Genomic DNA, 25,713 nt, shown 5'->3' with positions numbered 1-25,713 from the left:
ATTTGGGAAGTGCTACGGCGGCTGTCAAGACCCCGCTACGGCCCTCAGGGCCGCGCGAATTTCGCCCCGGACGCCGCCGCATCCCCGCCTACCGTCACACGCCGAAACCCCGGATTCGCCGCGATGGGGCGCGAGGCCGCCGCACGCAGATCCTGTTTCAACTGCGCCACAATCTCGGGCAGGTCCATACCATAGGCGCGGCTTTCGCCCCCGTCCCAATTGCCACCGCTGACCAACGACAGGATACGCGCCCGCCCACCATCCCGCGCAAAAACCGGCGCACCGGATGAACCGTTGATCACCGCGCAGTCAAACCCCATCACCCCCTGGGACCGCCACAAAAGACCGCATTCACGCTGCCATGACGGGGCCTTGTCGCGGTCGCGGCCATAAGAGACAATGCTCACGCGCTGACCGGGCGCGAGGGTGCCCGCAAGGTGAAAGGGCGCGGCTAGGGCTGCGGGAATGGGCGCGGATAACTGCAAGAGTGCGACATCGCGCCGGACGTTCTCGGCCTGCATACCCGCCGCCGGATCATATCCCGGGGCAACCACATAGCGGGCCACGCCAGACTCCGCGATCACAACACCATCGCGCAGACCGGCGCGAAACTGAATGACGTCAGCGCCGATAGCACGCTGGGCGCGATCATGGACACAATGCGCTGCCGTCAGCACTTGGTCAGGGGCGATCAGAACGCCCGTGCAATAACCATCCCGCCCAAGATCGACACGCCCCACCGCCTCCCAGCCGAACAGGTCATCGCGGTCCGTCAACCGAATAAGGCCACTCGTCTGCGCCATCGCACCCGACGGGCACAGCATCAGGGCAACCAGCGCCGCAAGGCCAGTGCGCCAGCCTGTCATGGCTTGGCGAATTTCGCGCCAGTATCGCGGCGAATACCCGAGGTGAACATCTTGGGCGCGGCTTCCTGAAACACGCCAGCGCCACCATCAAGGGCGTCTTGCAGCACCCGAAGCGGATCGGTCAACTGCGTGCCAAGCGACACCTTGCGCCCCTCTACCTCGGCCATGGCTGAGACAACCGAAACAATGCGCGGCACACCGCCCTCAAAGCTAAAGATCGGCGCGCCGCTCGATCCGAAATCGACATCGCATGACATCACAAGAACACCATCCTGACGCGCCAGAACTTCGCAGATGTTTTGCAGGGATGGGGCCTCTGATCGGTCGCGGGCATAGCTGACCACGCCAATTTTCTGCCCCTTGCGCGGGCGCTCATCCGTCTCGAACGGGGTGACGCGCGTGTTGTTGATCGGGTGATGCAATTCGAGCAGCGCCACGTCATTGCGCACGCGCTCTGCAGTCACATCAGCAGCCGGTGCATAATCGGGATGCGTCACCGCGCGCCGAACAGAGCGATAGGCCGCCGCGCGCCCATTGCGCCACCCGGCCATGAATTCGATCCGTGCGGGATCAATCCGCGCACCAGTTTCCTTGTCAAACAGGCAATGCGCCGCCGTCAGCACCAGATCGGGTGCCACCAGTGCCCCGGTGCAAAATCCGCGCCCGGCCAATTCCAGCCGCCCCACGGCCTCCCAGTCCCGGGCCTCGTCGCCGACATCCAGACGTTGCAGGCGGCTATCCTGCGATAGCGCCGCACCCGCTGCACAGACCGACAAAAGAAAGGTGATGATACGCAGCATAAGGTCTTTGTCCCGCTCAATTCCCTTGCCGAATAGCACGGGTTTTGGGCCAGATTATGACCGGATCAGCGCAGGATCGGAACCCCGGTCATGCCTTGGGCCGCGCGGCTCATGGCGGGCGGCTTTGGTCCCCCCGTGGCCCAATCCAGCAACTCGACCGTGTGGACCACCGGAATACCCGTCCCTGAACCGATTTGCATCATGCAACCGATGTTGCCTGCGGCGATTACGTCCGGGTTCTTGGCCTCCAGCGTGCGCACCTTGCGCGCCTTGAGTTGCTTGGAAATCTCGGGCTGCATCAGGTTATAAGTGCCCGCCGACCCACAGCAAAGATGACTGTCTGCCGGTTCCACAACCGCGAACCCGGCCCGCTTGAGCAGATCCTTGGGATAGGTCTTGATCTTTTGGCCATGTTGCAGCGAACAGGCGGCGTGATAGGCGATGACCATCTCCTTATCCGCGCCTTGCGGCAGATCGAGCTTCATCAGGATTTCGCTCACATCCATGGCAATCGCGCTCACGCGCGCGGCGTCTGCTGCCAGCGCCTCATGCCGGAACATATGGCCGTAATCCTTGACCGTGGTGCCGCAACCGCTGGTGTTGATGACGATGGCGTCAAGGCCAGCCCCATCCATCTCACGCGCCCAAGCTTTGATGTTCTTGGCTGCCGTCGCGTGGCTCTCGTCGGTTTTGCCCATATGATGCGTCAGCGCCCCACAACACCCGGCGCCCTCAGCCACCACCACCTCGCACCCCAGCCGCGTGAGCAACCGGATCGTGGCATCGTTGATATCGGTGTTGAGCGCCTTTTGCGCACAGCCCGTCATCAACGCCACCCGCTTTTTGCGCGTGCCTTGCGCGGCAAAGGTTTGCGGATCGTCATTGCGGCTTACGGGCGGCACCTGCTTTGGGGCCATTTCCAGCATCGCGCGCAGCCGCGCATCAGGCATCAGCCGCGCAAAGGGCCGCCCGATCTTGGCCCCCAACAGCGCCACCCGAAATCGCATCGGATAGGGCAGGATACGCGCCAAAATCCAGCGCAGCGCACGATCCCCCAAGGGCCGCTTATAGCGCTCTTCGATATATTCGCGCGCCTGATCCACCAGATGCATGTAATGCACGCCAGAGGGGCAGGTGGTCATGCAGGCCAGACAGGACAGGCAGCGATCAATATGCTTGACCGTCTTGGCATCCGGCACGCGGTCATTTTCCAGCATGTCCTTGATAAGGTAAATGCGCCCTCTCGGGCTGTCCAACTCATCGCCCAGAACCTGATAGGTCGGGCACGTGGCGGTGCAAAACCCGCAATGCACGCAAGAGCGCAAAATCTCATTCGCGCGGGCAATCTTGGGATTTTCAAGCTGTTCGGCGGTGAATTCAGTTTTCATCTATCTCTACTTTCCCGCCACTCAGGCGGCTGCACCCGTGGCCATCAGCCCCGGATTTAGAATCTGTCTTGGATCGAATTTCTGCCGCAGCCCGGCCTGCAAGGCCGCCACCGGGCCGGGCAACGGGTGAAACGCGCCTTGGCTTCTGTCGCCACGGATCAGCGTGGCATGGCCGCCGCGCGCGGCCACCGCGCTGCGGATTTTCGCGGCACTCAACCCCGATCCTTGAGCAGCCAACAGCCAGATCAACCCGCCGCCCCAATCATAAAACGCCTCGCCGCCGCTCAGATCCGCAACGATCCCCGGCGCATCGGTGGGCTTCACCGACAACCGCCAGACATCGCCCGCCCGCCCCTGAAACGGGCCGACATCGCGGATATGTGCCCATGCCGCGGCGGTCTTTTCGGGATCTGCCTCAAAGCTGCACGTGCCGAACTCGGCCAAAAGCCGCGTCAGCGCCTCAGCGCGATAGGCCACCGAATTCTCGAACCCTTCCAGCCGGATCATGGTCAGGGGCCCCCCCTCTGGACTGGCTTGCAGATGCACGGCCCCTGTCACCTCATAGGGTGACGCCAGCGCCCGGCATAGCGCGGTCACAGCAACGGCATCGCTCAGCCCCTCAATCCGCAGCATCCCCATGCTGCGCGGGCGCGGCAAGACCTTGAGCGCCACCTCGGTCAGCACACCCAGCGTGCCGTAACTGCCCGCCATCAGCTTAACCAGATCATAGCCGGTGACGTTTTTCATCACGCGGCCCCCATTCTTGACGATCTGCCCACGCCCATCGACAAACCGCACGCCAAGCAGGAAATCGCGGCAGGCCCCGGCCTGAATACGGCGCGGTCCGCTGACATTGGCGGCGACAACACCGCCGATTGTGGGTGTTCCTTGGGTTTCCAACAATCCCCGGTGATCCATCGGCTCAAACGCCAGGCGCTGTCCCTCGGCGTCCAATGCGGCCTCGATGTCAGCAAGCGGCGTGCCCGCCTGCGCCACCAGCGTCAGCGCGCCGGGTTCATAGAGCGTGATCCCGCTCAGGCCGGCGGTGCTCAGCCTTGCGCCATTGGACAGCGCGCCAATCGGTCGGGTGCCACCGCCCTCGATGCGCAATGGGCCTTCTGCACCCCGGATGATCTCGGCCAGGTCCGCTTCGGTCTTGGGTGTCATGCTGCTTCTTCTTGGAAAAATACTCATGGGTCCGGGGGCAAGGCCCCCGGTCGGATCGCTCAGGCCACGCGCCGCGCGTCAGAGGACGCCAGCGGAAAGACCTTGGCCGGGTTCAGCAGCCATTTGGGATCAAACACATCTTTTACGGCCATCTGCGCTTCCAAATCCTCTGGCGCATATTGATGGGTCATGAGGTCGCGTTTTTCGATACCCACCCCATGCTCGCCGGTCAGGCACCCGCCCACTTCAACACAAAGCTTGAGGATTTCGGCCCCAAGGTCTTCGCACAGTTCCAGATCACCCGGCTTATTGGCATCAAACAGGATCAGCGGATGCATGTTGCCGTCGCCTGCGTGAAACACATTGGCGACACCCAGCCCGAATTGTTCCGACAATTCACCAATGCGTTTTAGAACATGCGGCAATTGGCTGACCGGGATGGTGCCATCCAGACACATGTAATCGTTGATCTGCCCCATCGCGCCAAAGGCCGATTTACGGCCCAGCCAGATCGCGGCACTTTCTTCGGGGGACCGGCTCTGCCGGAATTCCACCGGGTTGTGCCGCCGGGCAATCCCCTCGATCAGGCCCAGTTGCTCGTCAATCTCGGCATCCGACCCCTCGACCTCGACGATCAGCAGCGCCTCGCACATCGGATAGCCCGCCTTGGCGAAATCCTCGGTCGCCTCGATGCAGGGGCGGTCCATGAATTCAATGGCCACCGGCAGCACGCCAGCCTTGATGATGTCACTCACACAGGCCCCTGCGACCTCATTGGAATCGAACCCGATCAGCACGGGGCGCGCGCCTTCTGGCTTGCGCAGGATGCGCAGCGTCGCTTCGGTCACAACGCCCAGTTGCCCCTCAGACCCGCAAACGATCCCCAAGAGGTCCAGCCCCTCGGCTTCCAGATGTGCGCCGCCCAGTTCCAGCACGGTGCCATCCATCAGCACCATGGTCACACCCATCAGGTTGTTGGTCGTGACACCATATTTCAGGCAATGCGCCCCGCCCGAATTCATCGCGATATTGCCCGCGATGGCGCAGGCCAATTGGCTTGAGGGATCGGGGGCATAGAAAAACCCGTGTTCCTCAACCGCGCCGGTGACGCTCAGATTGGTACGCCCTGTCTGCACCCGGATAAAACGATTGTCATAGTCCGTCTCAAGCACCGCATTCAGCCGCGCCACACCCAGAATGACACTGTCCGCCGTGGGCAAAGCCCCACCCGCAAGAGACGTGCCAGAGCCGCGCGGCACCACCGGCACCCCCATGTCGTGACAGATGCGCAGCGCCTCCGAGACCTCTTTGGTCGATCCCGGCAGGATTGCCACCAAGGGCGCACATTTATAAGCTGTCAGCGCATCGCATTCATAGGCGCGCGTCTCGGCGGGGTCGGAAATCACCGCATCTTCTGGTAAAACTTCGCGCAGACGTTCGACCAATTCAGCCTTGCGCGCCAGAATCTCTGGCCGGGGGATGGGCATTTCCATGATAGCTCCTCCTGATTGGTAATAAAATATAACCAATTTTTGCATCTGGCAAGTCAAACCTCATAGCGATAGCTTGCGCGCATGATTTGGATGGATCAACTGGCACATTTCAGCACGCTTGACGCCCTTGCCTTGGGCGGCTTGGCGCTGAGCTGGCTCTGCCTTGGCCTCTTGATCGAAAACCCACCCCAGGCGCGGCCCTCGGTGACAAAACTGATGGCGCAGTATCGGCGCGAATGGATGGTGCAAATGGTTGCCCGTGACGCCCGCATCTTCGATGCGCAGCTCTTGGGCAGCCTTCGGCAGGGTACTGCGTTTTTCGCCTCGGCCACGCTCATCGCTATCGGCGGGGCGCTCGCCATGCTGGGCGATCTGGAACGGGTGATGGGCATTGCCGATGATCTGACCCCGTCCACGGTACCGGTGATTGTCTGGGAGGTGAAGATCCTTGTGATCCTCGTGTTTCTCACCAATGCCTTTCTCAAATTCGTCTGGTCCAATCGGCTTTTTGGCTATTGCGCTGTGATCATGGCCGCCGTGCCCAATGACCCAAGCGATCCCGCCGCCTTGCCGCGTGCCCGCAAAGCGGCCGAGATCAACATCACCGCCGCGCGGGGATTTAATCGGGGCCTGCGGGCGATCTACTTTGCGCTCTCGGCGGCGGCATGGCTCTTGGGGCCGGCGGCGCTGATCGGGGCCACGATCATCACCTGCCTCATGCTCTTGCGCCGGGAATTCGCGTCACAGTCGCGCGCGGTGCTGCTTCTGCCGGACGGTCCAGACCAACACACAGAGACTTGAGTGTTTTTTGCGCAGGAATGCGCTAGACTTGTAGCATGAGATGTTTGTGCCTCGTCCTCGGCTTTGTCGCCAGCTCCGCCGCAGCGGATCACCCCGATATTCTTGGCGTGCAACTGAAACAGGTTGGGACAGCCTGGAATATTGCGGTCACGGTCCTGCACCCTGACACCGGCTGGGACCACTATGTTGATGGATGGGAGGTTCTGGATGCGACGGGCAATCGGCTGGGCTATCGCCTGCTGCATCACCCACATGTCGAAGAACAACCCTTTACGCGCTCGCTGAATGGTCTGCCCCTGCCCGAGGGCACACAAGAGGTGTTCGTGCGGGCGCATTGCTCGGTCGATGGCTGGAGTACCGCGCCCTTCCGGGTCGAACTGCAGCGCTAAGCGCGGCCCCTATCGCCGCCCCTCGCGCAGCCATCCCCCAAGGATCAAGCCTGACACCAAGAGCAGCACCAGCCAAGGCGGCATAATCGCCATCTGACGCAGGCTCTGGGTCTCATAGGCGCCGCGCGGTGTGATCCCGATCCAGCCGCGCCCGGCGGCGGGCCGCCCTTCGCGCACGGCACGGATCGCGGGCACCCCGTCTTCCAGCGCCCATACTCCGCCATTGGTCGCGTCGATCTCGGGTTGCAGCACCTCGGCACTGGCAATCGTGCGCTCAAATTCAACCGGCGCTGCTGGGCCCAGACCGATGACCGCGCTCTGATCTCCGTTTTCCAAACGATAGAGACCAATTTCCGGCCCATCGAACAATGTCTCAAACCGCCCCGGTGAGACCTCTTCCAACGGGCGTTCCACCACCTCGCCAGACGGTGTGGTGATCGTCACGGGGCCAACATCCTCGGTTAACGAGCGTCGGATGACGCGCATCTGCTGGCCCGTCGCCTCGGCCCAGAGCGCCTCTTCCTCTAACTCAGGCTCTTTCATCATCCAATGCGCCAGACGCCGCAACAGTTCGAGCTGCGGACCACCGCCCTCAAACCCGCGCCCCCAGAGCCAGGCGTGATCCGAGGCCAAGAGCGCCACGCGCCCCTCGCCCACACGGTCAAGCAACAGCAAGGGCCGGTCATCCGCCCCGGACATGACCACATCACCCGCCGTTTGCGTGACCTCAACCTGTCGCAACCAACGGCCCCAATCCCCGGCAAATTCCCGGTCAAGCCCCGCGGTCACCGGATGCCGCTCGCCCAAGTCCGTGACCTTGGGCAGATAGCCATCCTCGACCACACGCGCGGTCGGGCGGGCGGGGATGATCGCCTCGAACGGACCACGGTAAATGCTCTCGGCCCCGGCAAAATCCGGACCTGCGGCAAACAGCACCGCCCCGCCATTCTCGACATATTGCCGGATATTCTCGAGATAAACATTCGGCAGAATGCCCCGCCGCCGGTAGCGGTCAAAGATGATCAGGTCGAAATCATCCACCTTTTCCAGAAACAGCTCGCGCGTCGGAAAGGCGATCAGCGACAATTCCCGCACCGGCACACCGTCTTGCTTTTCCGGCGGGCGCAGAATGGTGAAATGTACCAGATCAACCGCGCTGTCGGATTTGAGCAGGTTGCGCCATGTCCGCGTGCCGGGATGCGGCTGACCCGACACCAGCAAAACACTCAGCCGGTCGCGCACACCGTTGATCTGCACCAGCGCCGTGTTGTTGCGATCCGTCAATTCGCCCGGCGCGGCGGGGGTGGTGAATTGCAGGACATTGCGCCCGCCATGCGGCAGCATCAGCGGTAGGGTAATTTCCTCGCCCAAGGGCACCTCAAAGCGGCGTGGCTCAGCCCCATCCACCGAAATATCAAGCGGCACAGACATAACGCCCGTAGGGGCTGCGCCCTCATCGGTTACGGTCAGGGTCATTTGCACCTCTTCGCCCAGAATGGCAAAGGCCGGGGCGTTGTCGATCCGCAAACGCCGGTCCCAATCCCCCTCGCGGCCTGTGTGCAACAGATGCAGCGGGGCGGGAATGTCTGGTGCCCGCTCGACATCATGGATACGCCCATCCGACAGAAGAATGACGCCCGCGATACGGCCCAGCGGCTCTTCGGCCATCGCCTGCGCCAGCGCCGTCATGGCCTGCGTGCCCCCATTCTCGGGTGCATCCGGCACCTGCACGCGGCGCACCTCGGTATTGCCGCGCGCTTCCAACCGTGCTGTCAGAGTGTCGGCGGCCTCGGCCGTGCGCGTGGCGCGATCCGTCAAGTCTTGGCTGGCGCTTTGATCCTCGACAATCAGAACAATGTCACTGAGGGCAGTGCGTTCCTCCTGCTGATAGGCTGGCCCCATCAGCGCGGCAAGGATCACCAGCCCGGCCAGCGCCCGGAACGGCCATCCCGCCAACCCGCGCCAAAGCGCCAAAGCCAAGCCCGACGCCACCAGCGCCGCCAGAACCGCGATCAGCCAGATCGGCAAAAGGGGGTCAAATATCACGCTGCCGGTCATTGGCCCAACCTGTCCAGAAGTGCGGGCACATGCACCTGATCGGATTTATAATTGCCGGTCAGCACATGCATCACCAGATTGACGCCAAAACGATAGGCCAGTTCCCTTTGCCTCTCACCGGCATAGCCACGACCGACCGGAAATAGCGGATCGCCCCGCTCGTTCACCGCCCAGGCCGCAGCCCAGTCATTGCCCCCAATCACCACCGGCGTCACCCCGTCGTTGAGATTGCGAAACGGCATGCCCTCGATCTGTTCAGCATCGGGCGGGGCCGCCTCGACCCAAACCGCGCGACCGGAATGTCGCCCCGGAAAATCAGTCAGCAGGTAGAAGGTCCGCGTCAGAACGTGATCCTCGGGCAAGGGTTCGAGCGGCGGAATATCCAGCGGGGCCGCAATCCGTTGCAATCGCGCGCCGTTGGGCGTGGCCGCGCCAAACCCGGCAACATCGGCATCGCGCGTGTCAAAAAGGATAAGCCCGCCATTGCGCAAATAATCGTTGAGCTTGACATAGGCCTCTGCCGAGGGGGTCGGCTGATCGGCGCTGATTGGCCAATAGAGGATCGGATAGAACGTGAGATCGTCACGTTCCAGATCGACGGCCAGCGGTTCTGCCGGCTCTACCGAGGTGCGAAAATTGAGCACTTGCCCCAACCCGCGCAGACCCGCGCGCGACGTATCATCGAGCCGCGTATCGCCGGTGATCACATAGGCCAAGGCCAATTCCTCGGTCGCCAGCAACGCGCGCGCGTCATCCTGCGCCCGCGCCTCGGGCACCGCCCCAAGGCTAAGCGCGAGGGCAAGCACCGCTGCGACCCGCGCAGGCCAAAGCCGCCCGGACAGCGCCAAGGATGCCAGAATATCAGCGGTCAGCAGCATCAAGGCTGCCGCCAGCAACCAACCGCCAAGCGCCGTCTCAGGCGCACGCTCCAACCCCTCGACCGCGACGCGCGCGGGCCATACCACCGGGCTAAGTTGGGTTTCGCCATCAATCACGTTGCGCGCCACACTGCGCTCCGGGCCCTCATACAGACCGGGCCAGAGATCGGGGCCAAGCGAGCCGGACAAAAGCCGCTCGCCCGCCACACCGGGGCGCGTGTCCGCCTCATTGAGCCGACCGAACCCATCCAGAACCTGCAGCGGCTGCCATGTCGTACCGGCCATTTCCGCCGCATCGGGCGGTGCCATCGCGGATGAAACGGCCAGACGTTCCAGCATCTGCACGAACAGCCCCGAAAGCGGCAGGCTCGACCATTCGGCATTGGCCGTGACATGGAACAGCACCACCTGCCCCGCCCCGATTCGCTTGCGCGTGACAAGCGGTGTGCCATCACTGAGTTGCGCAATCACCCGATCCGCCAAGGTGGGATCAGGCTGCGCCATCACCTGCGCGCTGACTGTCACATCACCCGGAATGGCCAGCCCCTGAAACGGGCTGCCTTCAATGAAGGGGGCCAGCGTCTTGGGCTCGCCCCAGCTCATCGCGCCGCCTACTGTGCGCCCACCCGCGCGCAGGCGCACCGGCATCAGCGGATCTTCGTCGCTGCGCGACACATCGCTTGCCGCAACGCGCGGCCCGGCAAAGCGCAAAAGCAGGCCGCCCTTGTCCGCCCAGTCCAGCAAGGCTGCCTGTTCCGCGCCCGACAGCACCGCAACATCCGCCAGCACGATCACATCAGGATTCGCGGGCAACACATCCATCAGCCCCCCTTCCAAGAGGTCAGCGGTAGGGCTTAACGCCTGTTCAAGGTAATGCAGCGGCGACAAGAGTTCGAGCCCTTCGCGATCCTCGCGCCCCGCGATCAGCGCCACTTCGCGCCGCTTCAGCCCATCATCGGTCAGGGTCACCGCCCCCGCCTGTGCTTCTCCGGCGATCTCGAACCGCGTGACGCGGGCGCGAAGTTCGGGCGGCAGCGCCAGCGCGCCTGTCGCCTCGATGGCGTCCTCGTCAAAGGTCATCGGCAGGGTGGCCAGCACGCGCGACACGCCGGCGGGATCAAGCCCGTGGGCATTGACCGCGATCTCGCGCAGCGGCCCCGGCACGGCGCGCAACGCGCGCAATTGGATCTGCCCGTCTTCCAGTGTCGGCGGGGTCAGCGCCAACACGGCGCGTGGGCTTTCGTGGACGGTGACCGGGCCACGCGCCTCAAGCGCCTCAAGCACCGGCATGCGCCCCTCGCGGTCCAACCCGTCCGAAAACCAGCGCGTCTCGAACTCTGCCTCGCCCAACAGATCGACGGCCCGCGCCATCGCCTCTGACGTGACAGCCCAAGGGGCGGGGATAAGCCCCGGCACCCGCGCGCGCAGACTGTCCGCCGCCTGAAACACCGGCGCTTGTGGATCGCTGAGTTGCATCAAAGCCGCAGGTCGCCCATCACGCCCAGCCTCTGCCAGCATCGCGTCGATTACCGCCGTTTGCGCTGCCCAGTCCCGCGCACTGGCCCAACTGCCATCCATCAGGATCAAAAGTGGGCCAGACGCGCGCGCCTCGCCCTCGTCGCGCGGATTGAGCACTGGCCCCGCCAGCCCCACGATCACCGCCGCCACCGCCAGCATCCTCAGCAGCAAGAGCCACCACGGCGTGCGGTCGCTGACGCTGTCCTCGTCCTTGAGGCCCAAAAGCAACGCCACTCCGGGAAAGCGCCGCCGGATCGGTGCGGGCGGCACGGCGCGCAGGATGATCCAAAGGATCGGCAAAGCCACCAGCGCCCACAAGAGCCAAGGAACCGCAAAGCCAATTGGGCCCAATATCATGCGCCCGCCCCCCCGGCCATCGCGCCATGCAGCCACAAGAGCGCCGATTGCGCGCTTTCGCCGGTGTGGTGACACCCATAGCGCCAGCCCGTCGCATGGCAAAGTGCGGCCAGCGCATCTTTACGCTCGGCCAAACGCTCCAGATACCGCGCCCGCAGATCGCCTGCCTTCAACGTCTCATGGGCAAGGGTGCCGCCCATGCTCTCAAAAATCGTGCGCCCGGTATAGGGAAACGCCTCTTCTGCGGGGTCCAGCACCTGATAGAGCAGGCCGCGCACCCCCCGATCCGCTGCCCCTGTCAGCGCCTCGCGCAACGGGTCCAGATCACCCATGAAATCAGAAATCAGCAGCGCCCGGCCATGCGGAATGAGGCCAGACATATCAGGGCTGGCATAATCCGCCCCACTCTCCTGCAAGAGCGCCTCAGCCAGTCGCGCTACCTGCACCTCACCGCGCCGGGGCGGCAAGGCGCTCCCCGTAAGACCCACCCGTTCCCCCCCGCGCACCAGCAGGATCGCCACCGCGAGCGCCAACAGGCGCGCGCGATCAGCCTTGTCGGGTAGGTTCTTGTCGCTGGCAAAGCGCATGGAGGCGGCAGGATCGACCCAGAGCATCACGCTCTGTGCGATTTGCCATTCCCGCTGCCGCACGAATTGCACATCAGAGCGCGCAGAACGACGCCAGTCGATCATGCGGCGGCTATCACCGGGCTGCACCGGGCGGTATTGCCAGAAATCATCGCCCGCACCCGCGCGCCGCCGCCCATGCTCGCCCAAGAGCACCGTGCGCGCCAAAAATTCCGCCTGCGCCAAGAGCGGCGGAAACCGGGCGGCTTCAGCCTCGGCGCGGGGGCGCAGGGGGGCGGGGGCGAGATCGGCCATCTCAGGCGGCGGCCTGCACGCGAGTCACATCTTCGACCGTGCGGGCAATCAGCGCAGGCAGGCTCTCGCCCCGCGCGCGCGCCGCGAAATTCAGCGCCATCCGGTGCCCCAGAACCGGCTGCGCCATGGCGGCCACGTCGCTCGCATCGGGCGCAAGCCGCCCTTGCAACATCGCCCGCGCCCGCACGGTCAGCATCAGCGCCTGCGCCGCGCGCGGCCCCGGCCCCCAAGCCACGCTCGCGCGCACCCCATCGGCGGCGCTGGCATCTTCGGGGCGGCAGGCACGCACCAGATCGAGAATCGCCTCCATCACCTTTTCGCCCACTGGCATCCGGCGCAGCATCTGTTGCGCGGCAATCAATTCGGACGGGGTAAAGACCCCATGTGCCGCCTCTTCCGTAGCGCCCGTGGTCGCCAAGAGGATCGCGCGTTCGGTATCACGGTCCGGATAGGGCACTTCGATCTGAACAACAAAACGGTCCAACTGCGCCTCGGGCAGAGGATAGGTGCCTTCTTGTTCAATCGGGTTCTGTGTCGCCAGCACATGAAACGGCATGCCCAGCGGGCGGCTGACACCGGCCACCGTCACGGTGCGTTCCTGCATCGCCTGCAACAGGGCGGATTGGGTCCGCGGGCTGGCGCGGTTGATTTCATCAGCCATCAAAAGCTGACAGAACACCGGCCCCTCGATGAACTTGAACGCGCGCTTGCCATCCTCGGCGGTTTCCAGAACCTCGCTACCCAGAATGTCGGCTGGCATCAGGTCTGGCGTGAACTGCACCCGGTTGGTGTGCAGGCCCATGACCGTGCCCAATGTCTCGACCAGTCGCGTCTTGCCCAGACCGGGCAGCCCGATCAAGAGACCGTGACCACCACACAGCAGCGCCGACAGGGACAGGTCGACAACCTGCTCCTGCCCGATGAACCGCCGGGTGATCGACGCCCGCGCTTGGGCCAATTTGCCCTCCAGCGCCTCCAGACCGGCCAAGAGATCAGTGTCATCGGTCATGGCAAAACTCCCGTCAGACCTATATCATTCTGTATGAGTGTATAGCTTGGGACAGAAATGGCAAAAGCAATGAGCAAAGATTCCGTCACAAGCCCGTCAGCCGAAGGCATCGCCGCCTCTGCGCGGGCGGTGCGGGCCAAGGGCAAGGGGCTGCCGCCGGTGCATTTGTGGAATCCGCCGTTTTGCGGCGATCTAGACATGCGGATTGCGCGCGATGGCACGTGGTTCTACCTTGGGACCCCCATCGGGCGGCCCGAACTGGTGCGGCTTTTCTCCACCATCCTGCGCCGCGATGGCGATGATTACTTTTTGGTCACTCCGGTTGAAAAGGTCGGAATCACCGTCGATGACGCACCCTTTGTCGCAGTGGATTTCGAAGCTGAAGGCACGGGGGCCGCGCAAACCCTGCGGTTTGAAACCAATGTCGGCGACCACGTGACCGCCAGCCCCGATACCCCCATCCGCGTCACGCGCGACCCCGAAACCGGCGAACCGTCACCTTATGTGCTGGTGCGCGCCAATCTTGAGGCGCTGATCGACCGCAAAAGCTTTTACCGCCTTGTCGAGATAGGCGACCGACACGACGGCTGGTTCGGGCTTTGGTCCGGCGGCGAGTTCTTTCCGGTCATCCCAGAGGCGGAATTGCCCTAATCCTTACTGCGCAACGGTGAGCGCTGAATGACGAACACCGTCAAGAGCGGCAGGCCGACCGTGATCAGCGTCACGGTGATCAAGAGCATCCCCAAGGCGCTGTAATCCGCCGGTGTCGTGATCTGCCCGGTTGCCGCATCCCGCACCTCGCGCGTCACGATGAAAACCTCGTTGAGATATTTGGTCAGCAGCGAACTCGCCGACAGCGCCAGATTGGTAAAGGATGCCATCACGGCAAAGAACGTGGCCTTGAGATTATCCGGGGCATTGCGCGCGATCCAGGCCAGCATCGGGATCATGGCAACCTGCCCCAGAGGCGATTCAATGGCCGTATCTAGAATGGCGATGAACCGGGCATCGACGATGCCGCCTGTCATGGCCGCCGTGATCTCCTGCACCCCATAATAAAGCCCGATGTTGGGCAAGGACAGAATGCCCCCCGCCAGCGTGAGCAGCACCACGATATAGACGATGCTGCGATGCGCCATTAGCGGGCGCAGGATCACCATGCCCACCAACGTCAAAACAGAGGTGATGAGGGACAGCACCGACAGGAACTGTTGATCGAACGCCAAAAGGTCGATCGAGAACCACGTATAGCCATCGCCCGGACGCGGCGTGGCGCGGAACATGAAGATGATGATCGCCGTGCCCACCAATGTGCGGGCCTGCGCCACCGGCAGAACCGCCACAAGCTGCCGCATCAGCAAAAGCACAATCGCCATGGACCCCGCAAAGATGATCTCTTGCCCAAATGGGATGTCGCTCAGGCCGATGGTCAGCGACAGCGCCACAAATCCCGCCCCGCCAATGAAATACCACGGGTTCGCCTGCGTCTTTTCGCCGGGACGCTCAAAGAGGGTATCGGCCTCCGCCTCGCTCAGCCCGGTTTGGCGCAGGCCACGGCGCAGGCGATGTTTCTGCCATGCCGCCAACAGCACACCCGACACCGACACCAACGGAATAGACAGGGCTGATAGATAAATGAGCGCATAGGTGGCGCGTTTGGCCTCTGGCCCCAACTCCTCGATTCCGGCGAACATGTAGATATTGAGCGCGGCCACTGCCAGTGTGCCGGAAATCAGCGCAAACCGCCCCAGCGTCTGCATCGTGGTATGCAGCGCCCGCGACCTGTCCAGATCAATCGCTTGGCCCTCTGCATCAAATCGCGGCACCGCCTCGACCGACATCGCATCAGCCACCGCGTCCTGAATGACCAACCCACATGGGGCCAGAAGGTACGAGGTCACATACCACGCCCCCATCGGCATGATCGCCACCATCGCCTCGGTCCGGGTCAGCAGTAGATACATGATCAGCACCGACAGCCCGATCAGCCCCGCACCAAGATAGATCAACAGCCATTTCCACCGCCAGATGATATCCACCAGATGCCCAAGCGGCATCTTGAGCGCCCAGGGCAACCCCGCCCAGAATGCAAGACCCGCCAGATAGGCCGCCGAAAGGTCGAGGTATTCTTTCACAAAGAATGTGCCGACGATCATCGTCAGCCCGGAAAACCCAGCCGCGAAATAGACCATCAAAGGTGGCAGAAACGTCCAGCGCATCTGCCGCCCAAGATCAAAGACGACGGCATCGGCCCATGTCATCAGGCGCTGTGTCAGGGTCATGCGCGGTCGCCCTCTTTGCCGGGGCTTGGCCAATAGGCCTGCGTGGCACGCAACGCCTCCACCGTCATATCGAGCATTTCAAGCGGCAGGATGACCAGCAGCTTGGGGGCGGTCACCGCAAGATGCACCGGCCCAAGCGCCGCATTTGATGTGGCGATACGCCCGTCCGGCGCAAGGTTGAGCCCGCCAATCGGCCATTTCAGCCCCTGCGACACCCCCTCAACCGCGCCCATCGGGAAAAGCGAGACGCGCACCCCCTCTGGCAGCGGCAGGTTCAGCGAGGGCGGACAAAGAAACATCAGATCCCGCTCCCCCAAAAGTATACAGCGCTGCCAGGGATGGCGCGCCAGCGCGGTGCAGGCCGCCAGTTGGTGATCCATCCGGTCGCCACAAAATCCCAGTCCAAGGATAAGCGGTGCCGCAATCGCCCTCAGGCATTTCTCGAAATCCGTCGTATCCTGATCGGGGTCCGGAAACTGCGCCGCTTCTGGGATCGCGGCACGCGCCGATTGCGAAATACTGTCGAAATCACCAATCACAGCCTGCGGTGTGATGCCATGCTGCAGCGCACTATCTGCCCCGCTATCCGCCGCAATCACAACCCGGGCAAGCCGGAGCACATGGTTAACCTGACCTTCGGGCAGAGAGGCCCCGCCGATCAGGATTACAGGTTCTGTTTCGCGAACAATCATCAACTTTACCTGTTATCGTTGCGTTAACGTACCTGATGTCACATTCTGAACACGAAATGATACGGTAAAAATCTAAGAATCGGGCCGCTTTGGTCTATGGCGTCATGGTAAACCCTGTCTTTGCAGGCAAGCAAAGCGAGCGCATATTATGGTTGGTTCAAACAAGATACTTACGGTCTCCTACGGCACATTTTCGTGCACATTAGAAGGCTTTGACGATTCCTTTGATACGATGAAGGCGATTGCGGAGTATTTTCGCGATCTGGCAGCGGATGACCGGTATTTCGGAGCAGAGCCGCCAACCCCTGATGCCGAGATGCTGGCGCGAATCGCCGAGCGGGAAATCGCCCGGCGCGTCGAGGCACATGAAGAGCGAGGCAAAATCGTTCTGCGCGCCGCGAGCGAGCAAGCGGTGGTGCGCGCGCCCTTGGTGGCCCCCACCCCAGAGGTTGCCGCCGAACCGGAACACCCCGAAACCACGCCCGAGATGCCCCAAACCGCCCCTGTGCCGCCGGCCATGGCCGAGGCTTCGCCGGAGATGGTCGATACCGACGAGGCGGAAGAAGAGCTTGCAAGCCTGCCAGACACACCCGCCGCTGTCGCCCAAGAACCCGTAGCACAAGAGGCCCCCATTCAGCCCGAGGGGCTAGAGCAAGAGCCGCAGATCATCCATACGGCATCTGCCCCGGATAGCGAGAGCATCGCCGCCAAGTTGAGCCGTATCCGCTCGGTCGTGGCGCAAGACGCAGAGACCGCAGACTCTGAATACACCGAAGATGAACACGCGCAGGATTTCCTCGATACCGTTGCCGAGGATCTAAGCGCCGTCATGGCCGAGGATGATCGCAACGAAACCGTCACGGTCGAAGAGGCCGAAGACGAAGATCTGGATTTCGACGCCGTCCTATCCGCCGAGCCAGTGCCCACGCCCGAACCGCAAGAGGTACTGACCGAAGAGGAAACAGAGGCCGAAGTGGCCGAAGCCGACGACTTTGAGGATACTCTGGCCGCGCTGATGGCGGATGCCACACCGACCGAGACCCCAGAGACCAAGCCCGAAACGCCCCCCCTCGCCCGCGTGATCAAGGTCAAACGCACCGAGTTTGAGGCCGCCGTCGCCAAAGGTATCTTTGAAGAGGATGACGACGACGATTTCGACGACGACGAGGACAATCTCTTTGACGCCGAGACCAGCATCCTCAGCCCAGAGGAAGAGGCCGAGTTGCAGCGCGAACTCGCCGAAGTCGAGGCCGAATTGGCCCTCGAAAGTGCCACGACAGCCGACCCAGAACCAGAGGCAGACATCCCGACGCAGGGCGCTGAGGCAGACGAAATAGACGCAATCGAGGACATCGAGGACATCGCCGCCGAGGCCGAGCAGACCCCGCCGCTTGCCACTGACGAAGACGAAGACGAAGACGAAGACGAAGACGAAGACGAAGACGACCAGAACGAGGGCGCGATGACGCCTGCGCAAGAGCAGGGCATGCGGCGCTTTGAAGACGCATCCGGCTCCAACGACCTTACGCGCATCTTCGACAAGACCGACACCCAGCTTGAGGCACCCGCCTCCAGCCAGCGGCGCAACGCCATCCAGCATCTGCGCGCCGCCGTGGCCGCCACCCGCGCAGAGCAGAGCGCGGGATCAACGCTGCGCGAGAATGTCGATGACACCCCCTATCGCAGCGATTTGGCCAGTGTCGTGCGCCCGCGCCGTCCGCAGATCGCTTCCCCGACAGAGCGGTCTGCCCGCCCCGAAGAAAGCCGCCCCGCACCGCTCAAGCTGGTGGCGGAACAGCGGATCGACACACCGCGCGCGCCCATTCGCCCGCGCCGCATCTCTGCCGCCGATCTTGAAGTGGAGAGCACGACATCCCCCAATGAGGGCAACTTCACCTCTTTCGCCGAAGAAGTGGGCGCAAACAGCTTGCCCGACCTGCTCGAAGCGGCGGCGGCCTATCTCTCGGATGTCGAAGGACGTCCGCAATTCTCGCGCCCGATGCTGATGGGGAAACTCAAAGAAGTCGAGCAAGAGCGCTTCTCGCGCGAGGATGGCTTGCGCTCCTTTGGGCAACTGTTGCGTCAGGGCAAGCTGCAAAAGCTGGCCGGTGGCCGGTTTGCAGTGACGGACGTGACAGAATTTCGCGCGACAGGACACCGCCACGCGGGGTAAGCGCGACAGGTTTGTGTGGTGAACGGTATGCCCCCGCGCCTCTGGTGCGGGGGTTTTCGTTTGTCTGGGGCGATTTCCCCCTTTCCCGCAGGTTGGGGACAGGTCAGACTCGGCTGGGCGGGAAAACGGGGCAGGCATATGCGCGCGATCATGCTGAGCGGAGGACTTGCTAGCCTAACGGCGGGGGCCGTCTGGGCGCATGCGGGCGAACAGGGGTTTGTCCTGCTGTTGCCTACAGATGTTTACATCGCTGCCGGGGGCCTTACCGTGGCGCTGACCGTGGCGCTCTTGGCCATTCTGCCGGGGGAATTTGCCGACCGGTTGTTCCGACCCATCAGGATTGCCCGCCTGCGCCCCTCTGTTTTTGCACGTTATTTCACCAGTCTTGCAGTGTCAGCCCTGCTGGGTTGGCTGGTCTGGCGGGGGTTGACCGGGCCGGGTGATCCGGGCGTCAATCCCTTGCCGCTGGCGATCTGGGTGGTGTTCTGGATTGTGCTGGTCACGGTTCAGGGGATGGTTGGGGATGTCTGGCGTTGGCTTAATCCTTGGGTGGGGGTGGGTGTCTTGCTGCGCCACCTCACCGGGATGCGCGCACCCTTGCGCTATCCCCGCGCCTTGGGCCACTGGCCTAGCGTATTAGGTTTCCTTGCCTTTTCCGGGTTTCTTCTGGCCGATCCGGCCCCTGCCGATCCGGGGCGGCTGGCGGTGGTGGTGGGCTTTTACTGGTATGCCATGCTGGCCGGGCTGATGCTTTTCGGCCCCGCCTGGCTGGTGCGGGCCGAGGCACTCACAGTGTTGATGCGCGCCTATAGACGGATGAGTTTACTAGGTTTTTCAAACGGTTGCATTTCCATTGGGCTGCCCGGCTGGAAGATTGCAAAAGGCCGCACCGCCAGCTTGGGGCTGGCTTGCTTCTGTCTGATCCTGCTTGGCTCTGGCAGTTTCGATGGGATCAATGAAACATTCCTCTGGCTGGGCATTCTGGGCCTGAACCCGTTAGAATTTCCGGGCCGCTCTGCGGTCATCTCCCCCAACATCTTGGGGTTAATTTTAGCCAACACCGCACTTATTGTGGTCTTTGCCACCGCCCTTTGGCTGGGTGAGCGGCTGGCAGGGGGGCGACCGCGCGCCTTGCGCGGGCTCTTTTGCCTCTATGCGCCCACCCTGCTGCCGATCGCTCTGGCCTATCACATTGCCCATTACCTGACCGCGTTTCTGCTTGATGGACAGTATGTTCTGGCCGCCATTGCACGGGCGCTGGGCCTTTCAGACCTTACAATTTCCGCCGGATTCCTGAACACCCCCGGACCGGTCAAGTTGATCTGGATGACGCAGGCGGGCGCTGTGGTCGCAGGCCATGTGATCGCCATTCTGCTGGCACATGCGCTGGCAATGCGCGCAGGCGAAGGGCGGCGGCGCGCCGTGCTGGGACAGGTGCCGCTCGCCCTTTTCATGGTGGCCTATACTGTCTTTGGCCTCTGGCTATTGGCGACGCCGCGGGGGGCGTGACACGTTAACCGCTGGACAACCCCTAGGGGCTTGCGCAAGGTATGCAGGTGCGGCATTTGCCCTGTAAGGGCGATTGATCTTTGGAGGATGCGCGATGAACACCCCGAAACATGGCCAGCAAACCGGGCCGAAAACCGGCATCACGCGGCGCGGGGCCCTTGTCGGTGGCGTTGCGGCGGCAAGCCTGCCGCTCTGGGCGCGCTACAGCCATGCGCAGACCGCAGCCCCCATCAAAATCGGCTTTCAGGTGCATCGCACCGGCATCGGTGCCGCCTATGGCCGCTGGTATGACCGCACCACGCAGGCGGCGGTCAAGCTGATCAACGAGGGTGGCGGCATCAATGGCCGCATGGTCGAGATTGTCGCCGAGGATGACGGCACAGACCCCAAGCGCGGGGCCGAAGTGGTCGAGAAATTCGCCAATCAGCATGGCTGTGACATCGGGTTTGGCACGCTGTTCAGCCATGTCGTCATTGGCTCTGCGCCGCGTGCGGGCGAATTGAAGCTGCCGTATTTCGTGGTCTCCGAAGGGCATCACGTCGCCTCTGGGATGCTCAACCGCTACACGCTGCAACCGGGCATCACAGATGTCAAAAGCCAGGTTCAGGCGATGGCGCCCTATGTGGCGGCGAACCTTGGCAAAAAGGTTACGATGGTCTTCCCGGACTTCGCCTTTGGTCACGATCACCGCGATTTCTTTACCCAAGCGATCGAGGCGCAGGGCGGCGAGGTACTGGCGCATATCGCAATCCCGCCCTCGGAAACCTCATTCACCAAGTATTTCCCCAAGATCCCGCGTGACACCGAAGTGCTTTATCACGTCATGGTCGGGCCTGCCGTGCTGACCTTCGTCAAGGAGCTGGGCGAGTTCTTTGGTGGGCAGGGTCCGGCACTCTTCGGCTTTATCGACAGTCTAGAGGCGGTGGCGATTGACAGCCCCGGTCTGGAATTCCTTGAAAACAGCTATTTCTGGGAAGGCATGTGCCGCGATCAGCAACCGGACGAAAGCGCGCATGAAACTGCCTATCGTGCCGCGGTGGGGGTCAACGAGCGGGGGTCGTCGATCAGCGACCCGCGGGACGTGTCGACCTATGCGCATATGTTTGGCTGCTGGGAAACGCTGCATGTCATCAAGGCCGGGATGGAGGCGGCGGGCTATACCGGGCCGCAGGACCGTGCCGCGTTGATCGAGGCGGTCGAGGCGATGACAACCCTGCCCGAGAGCCTTGCGCATCCGCAGGGCGACAAGATTTTCAACGGCAAGACGCATCAGGTCTTTGGCCATCAGAATATCAGCCGGGTTGAGGGCGGAAAACTGGTGCGCGTGCATCGCACCTCTATCGAGGATACGCTTTATCCCGATGAGGTGGATTACACGGCTCAGCCCTTCTAAGGCGAGTTTGGCAAGCGGGGCGATAGGGTGAAGCGGAGGCTTGTTCTGATAGGGCTGGCGGCGTCGGTTCTGGCGGGGTGCGGCGCGCCGCCCCCGCCCCCCGAGGCGCAAGAGGTGACGCGGCTTGCGGCGGCGATCCGTGGGCTTGGACCAGACGTGGACCCAGAAGAGGCCGCGCGCGCCGCGCGCATCGCCTATGAACATACCCACCGCCTTGCGCTGGAATACGAGATCACCGATCCGCCCATTGTGCACAACACCAAGGTCAACATGGGGCTGAAACCGCGCGGCCTTTGCTGGCATTGGGCGCGCGATATGGAGGACCGCTTAAAGCTCGAGGAATTCCAGACGCTTGATCTGCACCGCGCGGTGGCCAATGCCGAGAATGCCTTTCGGTTGGAACACAGCACCGCGATTGTCAGCGCCAAAGGCGATGATTTTCGCAAGGGCATCGTGCTGGACCCGTGGCGTCGGGGCGGTCGGCTGACTTGGGCCCCCGTCACCGAGGACCGCGCCTATCAATGGGAGCCGCGCAACGAGGTGGTGGCCCGCGCGCTAGAGCGCAAGCATGGCCAGATCGTGACCCTGACCGATGATGACCGCATCCTGATGGGCGGGTTGGAGTTTGCCGCGCAATGACGTGGCACCGCACATGGCCCTAGCATGGAGTTAGGCCCCTATCTCGTTCTGGCCACGCTCGAGGGCGCGGTGACTGCGGCGGTGCTGGCACTGACGGCTGTGGGGCTCAGCCTTGTGTTTGGCGTGATGCGGGTGGTCAATATCGCGCATGGCGAGTTTTTCATGCTGGGCGCGGTGCTGGCGTGGTGGATCGCGCAGAGCGTGGTGGGGCATCCCGCCATCGGCTTTGCACTGGCGCTGGTGGCAGCGCCACTGATCGTGGGGGCGCTGGCGGTGGCCGCCGATATGACGATCCTCAAACGGCTGGAGTATGATCCAGAGCGCACCATCGTTGCCACAATCGGCCTGCTCTATATCATTCAGCAGGTCACGCTGATGGGCTACGGCCCGGATGCGCGCCCCGTCGAGGCACCGTTCAACACGCGGATTGCACTTCCGTGGTTTGAACATGGGGCCGAGGGCTGGGCGATGATCTGGCCTTGGGGGCTGGGCACGACCACTTACAAACTGGCGGTGATCGGTGCAGCGGTGGTGCTGCTCTGCGCCGTCTGGGCCTTGATGACCCGCACCCGCATCGGGCTGGTCATGCGGGCCACGCAGTCGGATCGCGACATGGCGCTGGCCTTTGGCATCCCGGTCGAGCGGGTCTATGCGCTGGTCTTTGGTCTGGGGGCCGCGCTGGCGGCGCTGGCGGGCGTGCTGATCGTGCCGATACAACAGGCGCATTACCTGATGGGTGCGGACCCGCTCTTGCTGTCGTTTATCGTGGTGATCATCGGCGGGCTAGGAAGCCTGCCCGGCACAGTGCTGGCAGCGGTGCTGATCGGCCTCAGCGACGGGATCATCTCGGTCTTTTTCTCGCCCACGCTGGCCAAGATATTGGCGACGCTGCTTGTAGGTCTGGTTCTGGTATTCCGCCCACAGGGTTTATTCGGGGGGCGCAGCACGTGAGGGTCTATGCCCTGCATGTCGGGCTGCTGGCTCTGCTCTTGGCGCTGCATTTCGTGCTGCCTGCCTATCACCACGGCAATCTGGCGCGGGTGATGGTGCTGGCGAGTTACGCGATGGGCTATAACCTCATGTTCGGTTACACGGGGCTGCTCAGCTTGGGCCATGCGCTGTTTTTCGCGGCGGGGATGTATGGGATGGGCCTCGGCGTGCAGCATCTGGGGCTGACACCGGCACCGGCGCTGATCCTTGGGGTGTTGGCCGGGGCGGTGGTGGCGGGCGTGCTGGCAGCGCTGGCGCTGCGCACGGCCGGGGTCGCCTTTATGATCGTGACGCTGATGTTCGCACAGGCGGGCTACCTCACCGTGCTCTATTTCGGGGCGCTGACGCGGGGCGATGAGGGGTTCGTGATCCAACAGACACAGCGGATGCTCTGGGGCATCGACCTGAGCGATGAGGGCAATCGCTATCTCGCGGCGCTGCTCTTGTTCGGGCTTTGCCTGATGCTGTGCCTCTGGCTGGTGCGGTCGCCCTTTGGCCGGGTGCTGGTGGCGATCCGCGAGAATGAAGAACGGGTACGCATGCTGGGCTATGACGTCTTCGCCCATAAATTCGCGGTCATGGTGATTTCGGGGACGATGGCAGCGGCGGCGGGGGCGGCGTATGGCCTCTTGTTTGGCTATGTGGGGGCGACATTCGCCTCGGTGCAATATTCGATCTTTCCGCTCTTGTGGGTGCTTTTGGGCGGGGCGGGCACGGTGCTGGGGCCATTCATCGGCACGCTCTTCATGTTCTACCTGATTGACCTCAGTTCCGGTGTGACCACGGCCTATATGCTCATCGCCGGTGTGGCGCTGGTGGCGCTGACGCTCTTTGCGCCGCAAGGATTGATGGGCGACGTGCGGCGACGGTTCTGGCGGGGGATGCCGTGATGCTGCTATCCACGCGGGGGCTATCCAAGAATTTTGCCGGGTTGCGCGCGGTCGAGGATGTGGATTTCGACCTGCTCAAGGGCGAGATTCGCGCCCTGATCGGCCCCAATGGCGCAGGCAAAACAACGCTGGTGGGCATGATTTCCGGGCGTATCCCCCCGACTGCGGGGCGGGTAAGCTTCGATGGGCAAGACATAACTGCCCTGCCCGCACATCGGCGGATGCAGTTGGGCATGGCCTATACGTTTCAGATCACCTCGGTTTTTGGCCGGCTCAGTGTGCGGGAAAACGTAGCCCTTGCCGCGCGTCGGCATCTGCATGGCGCGGCGGTAGAGACCGCTGTCGATCAGGCGCTGGCGCGGGTCGGGCTGGCAGAGCGCGCCGGCCAAGAGGCGGGCGATCTGGCCTATGGGCATCAGCGCCTCTTGGAGATTGCGATGGGCCTTGCCCAATCCCCGCGCCTCTTGATCCTTGACGAGCCGACACAAGGCCTTGCCGAGGGCGAGATCGACAGCTTTCTGCGCCTGATCCGCGAGGTGGCGCAAGAGGCGACCATCCTGCTGATCGAGCATAACATGCGGGTGGTGATGGATCTGGCGGACCGGATCACCGTGCTGGATGGTGGCCGGGTGCTGGCCGAGGGGACACCTGCGGAAATCCATGCCAACCGCGCGGTGCAGGCCGCCTATCTGGGGGGCGTGTCCGATGCTGCGGCTGGATAGGGTCAGCGCCGGATATGGCCGCGCGCAGGTGCTGCGCGATCTGAGCCTAGAGGTGCAGGCGGGTGAAATCCTGTGCCTTTTGGGGCGCAACGGCGCGGGCAAAAGCACGACAATGCGCGCGATCATGGGGCTCTTGCCGCTTATCTCTGGGTCAATCTGGCTGGGACAGCAACAGTTGAGCACGCTACCCGCGCATCAGGTGCCCCGCGCCGGTGTGGGCTATGTGCCCCAGGGGCGGCGGCTCTTTACAGACCTGACCGTGGCGCAGAACCTTGAAATTGGCCTCATGGCGCGGCAAAGTGGGCCAGAGGTGCGCGCAGAGGTGCTGGCGCTTTTTCCCCGCCTGCGCGAGCGGTTGGGGCAGAAGGCGCAAACCCTCTCGGGCGGCGAGCAACAGATGCTCGCCATGGCGCGCGCGCTCTGCCTGCGCCCCCAAGTTCTATTGCTCGACGAGCCAACCGAAGGGTTGCAGCCCTCGATGATCGCGGCCATTCGCGAGGTGATTGTGGGGTTGCGGGCATCTGGCGTTGCGGTTCTGCTGGTCGAACAACGGGTCGATGCGGTGCTCGATGTGGCCGACCGGGTGGCGTTTCTCGAGAATGGCACGGGCGGGGCGGTGATGACCGCCCAGGCGCTGCGCGCCGACCGCAGCCTCGTGGATCGTTACGTCGGGGTTTAGCGCAGGTTGCACAAAAGGCACTTGGCTGTGCGCTTGTCGCAGAGGCGCAGGGACACCGCGCGTCTGTCGCTCAGATAGCCTGTCGGCCATTGCCTCTGGCTTCAAAAAGTCTCTGGATTCAAAAGGATGCGCGATCTTA

At 63.1% G+C, this 25,713-nt stretch carries 22 protein-coding genes; 11 read left to right on the top strand and 11 right to left on the bottom strand.

Features of this window, described 5'->3' with window-relative positions; all coding sequences use genetic code 11:
• Positions 1–44: 44 nt before the first annotated feature.
• From ACLGGT_RS08440 to ACLGGT_RS08420, 5 genes are all read right to left on the bottom strand, one after another.
• A complete protein-coding gene (locus tag ACLGGT_RS08440; protein WP_437195689.1) occupies positions 45–866 on the bottom strand; it encodes a trypsin-like serine peptidase in 822 nt (273 codons plus the stop codon).
• Entirely contained in the window at positions 863–1,666 is an 804-nt protein-coding gene (locus tag ACLGGT_RS08435; protein WP_008281389.1) for a trypsin-like serine peptidase, read from the bottom strand. Before ACLGGT_RS08435 ends, ACLGGT_RS08440 begins: the two co-directional genes overlap by 4 nt.
• 65 nt (positions 1,667–1,731) lie before the next feature.
• Complete coding sequence (glcF, locus tag ACLGGT_RS08430) at positions 1,732–3,054, bottom strand: glycolate oxidase subunit GlcF (protein ID WP_008281388.1); 1,323 nt, start codon at positions 3,052–3,054, stop codon at positions 1,732–1,734.
• 21 nt (positions 3,055–3,075) lie between these two features.
• The gene (gene glcE / locus ACLGGT_RS08425) at positions 3,076–4,221 is read right to left on the bottom strand and encodes a glycolate oxidase subunit GlcE (RefSeq protein ID WP_437195687.1); all 1,146 of its coding nucleotides are present in this window, start codon (positions 4,219–4,221) and stop codon (positions 3,076–3,078) included.
• Positions 4,222–4,280: 59 nt separating this feature from the next.
• Positions 4,281–5,714, bottom strand: coding sequence for an FAD-linked oxidase C-terminal domain-containing protein (locus ACLGGT_RS08420; RefSeq protein ID WP_008281386.1), 1,434 nt, complete (start codon positions 5,712–5,714; stop codon positions 4,281–4,283).
• Between the two features lie 81 nt (positions 5,715–5,795).
• On the opposite strand from ACLGGT_RS08420, the gene ACLGGT_RS08415 reads away from it, so the two are divergent.
• Complete coding sequence (locus tag ACLGGT_RS08415; protein WP_008281385.1) at positions 5,796–6,515, top strand: DUF599 domain-containing protein; 720 nt, start codon at positions 5,796–5,798, stop codon at positions 6,513–6,515.
• A gap of 35 nt (positions 6,516–6,550) precedes the next feature.
• Positions 6,551–6,904 carry a hypothetical protein gene (locus ACLGGT_RS08410; protein ID WP_437195685.1) on the top strand — a complete coding sequence of 118 codons (354 nt, stop codon included), beginning with the start codon at positions 6,551–6,553 and terminating at the stop codon, positions 6,902–6,904.
• Positions 6,905–6,913: 9 nt separating this feature from the next.
• Here ACLGGT_RS08410 and ACLGGT_RS08405 read toward each other — a convergent pair whose 3' ends face one another.
• Genes ACLGGT_RS08405 through ACLGGT_RS08390 form a run of 4 tightly spaced genes read right to left on the bottom strand, consistent with a single transcriptional unit; the run spans position 6,914 to position 13,605 of the window.
• Positions 6,914–8,962: a membrane protein gene (locus ACLGGT_RS08405; RefSeq protein WP_008281383.1), complete on the bottom strand. Its 2,049-nt coding sequence runs from the start codon at positions 8,960–8,962 to the stop codon at positions 6,914–6,916.
• Positions 8,959–11,715: a DUF4159 domain-containing protein gene (locus tag ACLGGT_RS08400; protein WP_437195682.1), complete on the bottom strand. Its 2,757-nt coding sequence runs from the start codon at positions 11,713–11,715 to the stop codon at positions 8,959–8,961. The genes ACLGGT_RS08405 and ACLGGT_RS08400 overlap by 4 nt, the downstream gene beginning before the upstream one ends.
• On the bottom strand, positions 11,712–12,596 hold the full coding sequence (locus ACLGGT_RS08395; RefSeq protein WP_008281381.1) for a DUF58 domain-containing protein: 885 nt from the start codon (positions 12,594–12,596) through the stop codon (positions 11,712–11,714). The genes ACLGGT_RS08400 and ACLGGT_RS08395 overlap by 4 nt, the downstream gene beginning before the upstream one ends.
• 1 nt (position 12,597) lies before the next feature.
• Complete coding sequence (locus ACLGGT_RS08390) at positions 12,598–13,605, bottom strand: AAA family ATPase (RefSeq protein WP_437195680.1); 1,008 nt, start codon at positions 13,603–13,605, stop codon at positions 12,598–12,600.
• 69 nt (positions 13,606–13,674) lie between these two features.
• Here ACLGGT_RS08390 and ACLGGT_RS08385 point away from each other — a divergent pair, with 69 nt between their 5' ends.
• Positions 13,675–14,256 carry a DUF1285 domain-containing protein gene (locus ACLGGT_RS08385; protein WP_422003306.1) on the top strand — a complete coding sequence of 194 codons (582 nt, stop codon included), beginning with the start codon at positions 13,675–13,677 and terminating at the stop codon, positions 14,254–14,256.
• Here the strand turns inward: ACLGGT_RS08385 and ACLGGT_RS08380 are convergent.
• Together ACLGGT_RS08380 and ACLGGT_RS08375 are read right to left on the bottom strand one after the other, a co-directional pair.
• Positions 14,253–15,887 carry a hypothetical protein gene (locus ACLGGT_RS08380; protein WP_437195678.1) on the bottom strand — a complete coding sequence of 545 codons (1,635 nt, stop codon included), beginning with the start codon at positions 15,885–15,887 and terminating at the stop codon, positions 14,253–14,255. The two genes, ACLGGT_RS08385 and ACLGGT_RS08380, sit on opposite strands and share 4 nt — an antisense overlap.
• Entirely contained in the window at positions 15,884–16,579 is a 696-nt protein-coding gene (locus ACLGGT_RS08375) for a thiamine diphosphokinase (protein WP_437195676.1), read from the bottom strand. Before ACLGGT_RS08375 ends, ACLGGT_RS08380 begins: the two co-directional genes overlap by 4 nt.
• Positions 16,580–16,727: 148 nt before the next feature.
• Between ACLGGT_RS08375 and ACLGGT_RS08370 the strand changes: the two genes are divergently transcribed.
• The 8 genes from ACLGGT_RS08370 to ACLGGT_RS08335 all read left to right on the top strand — a co-directional run bounded on the left by ACLGGT_RS08370 (position 16,728) and on the right by ACLGGT_RS08335 (position 25,574).
• Positions 16,728–18,752, top strand: a complete 2,025-nt coding sequence (locus ACLGGT_RS08370) for a hypothetical protein (protein ID WP_437195675.1) — start codon at positions 16,728–16,730, stop codon at positions 18,750–18,752.
• 138 nt (positions 18,753–18,890) lie between these two features.
• A complete protein-coding gene (locus ACLGGT_RS08365) occupies positions 18,891–20,261 on the top strand; it encodes a hypothetical protein (RefSeq protein WP_437195674.1) in 1,371 nt (456 codons plus the stop codon).
• Between the two features lie 94 nt (positions 20,262–20,355).
• On the top strand, positions 20,356–21,654 hold the full coding sequence (locus ACLGGT_RS08360) for an ABC transporter substrate-binding protein (RefSeq protein ID WP_008281374.1): 1,299 nt from the start codon (positions 20,356–20,358) through the stop codon (positions 21,652–21,654).
• Positions 21,655–21,681: 27 nt separating this feature from the next.
• Complete coding sequence (locus ACLGGT_RS08355) at positions 21,682–22,293, top strand: hypothetical protein (protein ID WP_437195671.1); 612 nt, start codon at positions 21,682–21,684, stop codon at positions 22,291–22,293.
• A gap of 24 nt (positions 22,294–22,317) precedes the next feature.
• Positions 22,318–23,244: a branched-chain amino acid ABC transporter permease gene (locus ACLGGT_RS08350; RefSeq protein WP_437195669.1), complete on the top strand. Its 927-nt coding sequence runs from the start codon at positions 22,318–22,320 to the stop codon at positions 23,242–23,244.
• Entirely contained in the window at positions 23,241–24,173 is a 933-nt protein-coding gene (locus ACLGGT_RS08345) for a branched-chain amino acid ABC transporter permease (RefSeq protein ID WP_375554409.1), read from the top strand. Before ACLGGT_RS08350 ends, ACLGGT_RS08345 begins: the two co-directional genes overlap by 4 nt.
• Positions 24,173–24,895, top strand: coding sequence for an ABC transporter ATP-binding protein (locus ACLGGT_RS08340; RefSeq protein ID WP_437195667.1), 723 nt, complete (start codon positions 24,173–24,175; stop codon positions 24,893–24,895). The genes ACLGGT_RS08345 and ACLGGT_RS08340 overlap by 1 nt, the downstream gene beginning before the upstream one ends.
• Positions 24,879–25,574 carry an ABC transporter ATP-binding protein gene (locus tag ACLGGT_RS08335; protein ID WP_375554410.1) on the top strand — a complete coding sequence of 232 codons (696 nt, stop codon included), beginning with the start codon at positions 24,879–24,881 and terminating at the stop codon, positions 25,572–25,574. The genes ACLGGT_RS08340 and ACLGGT_RS08335 overlap by 17 nt, the downstream gene beginning before the upstream one ends.
• Positions 25,575–25,713: the final 139 nt, after the last annotated feature.

Source organism: Roseovarius sp. MS2 (assembly GCF_051447875.1).
Classification (GTDB): Bacteria; Pseudomonadota; Alphaproteobacteria; order Rhodobacterales; family Rhodobacteraceae; genus Roseovarius; species Roseovarius mucosus_A.
Note: the sequence above shows the minus strand (reverse complement) of the source record. Positions and strands in the feature narration are given on the sequence as shown.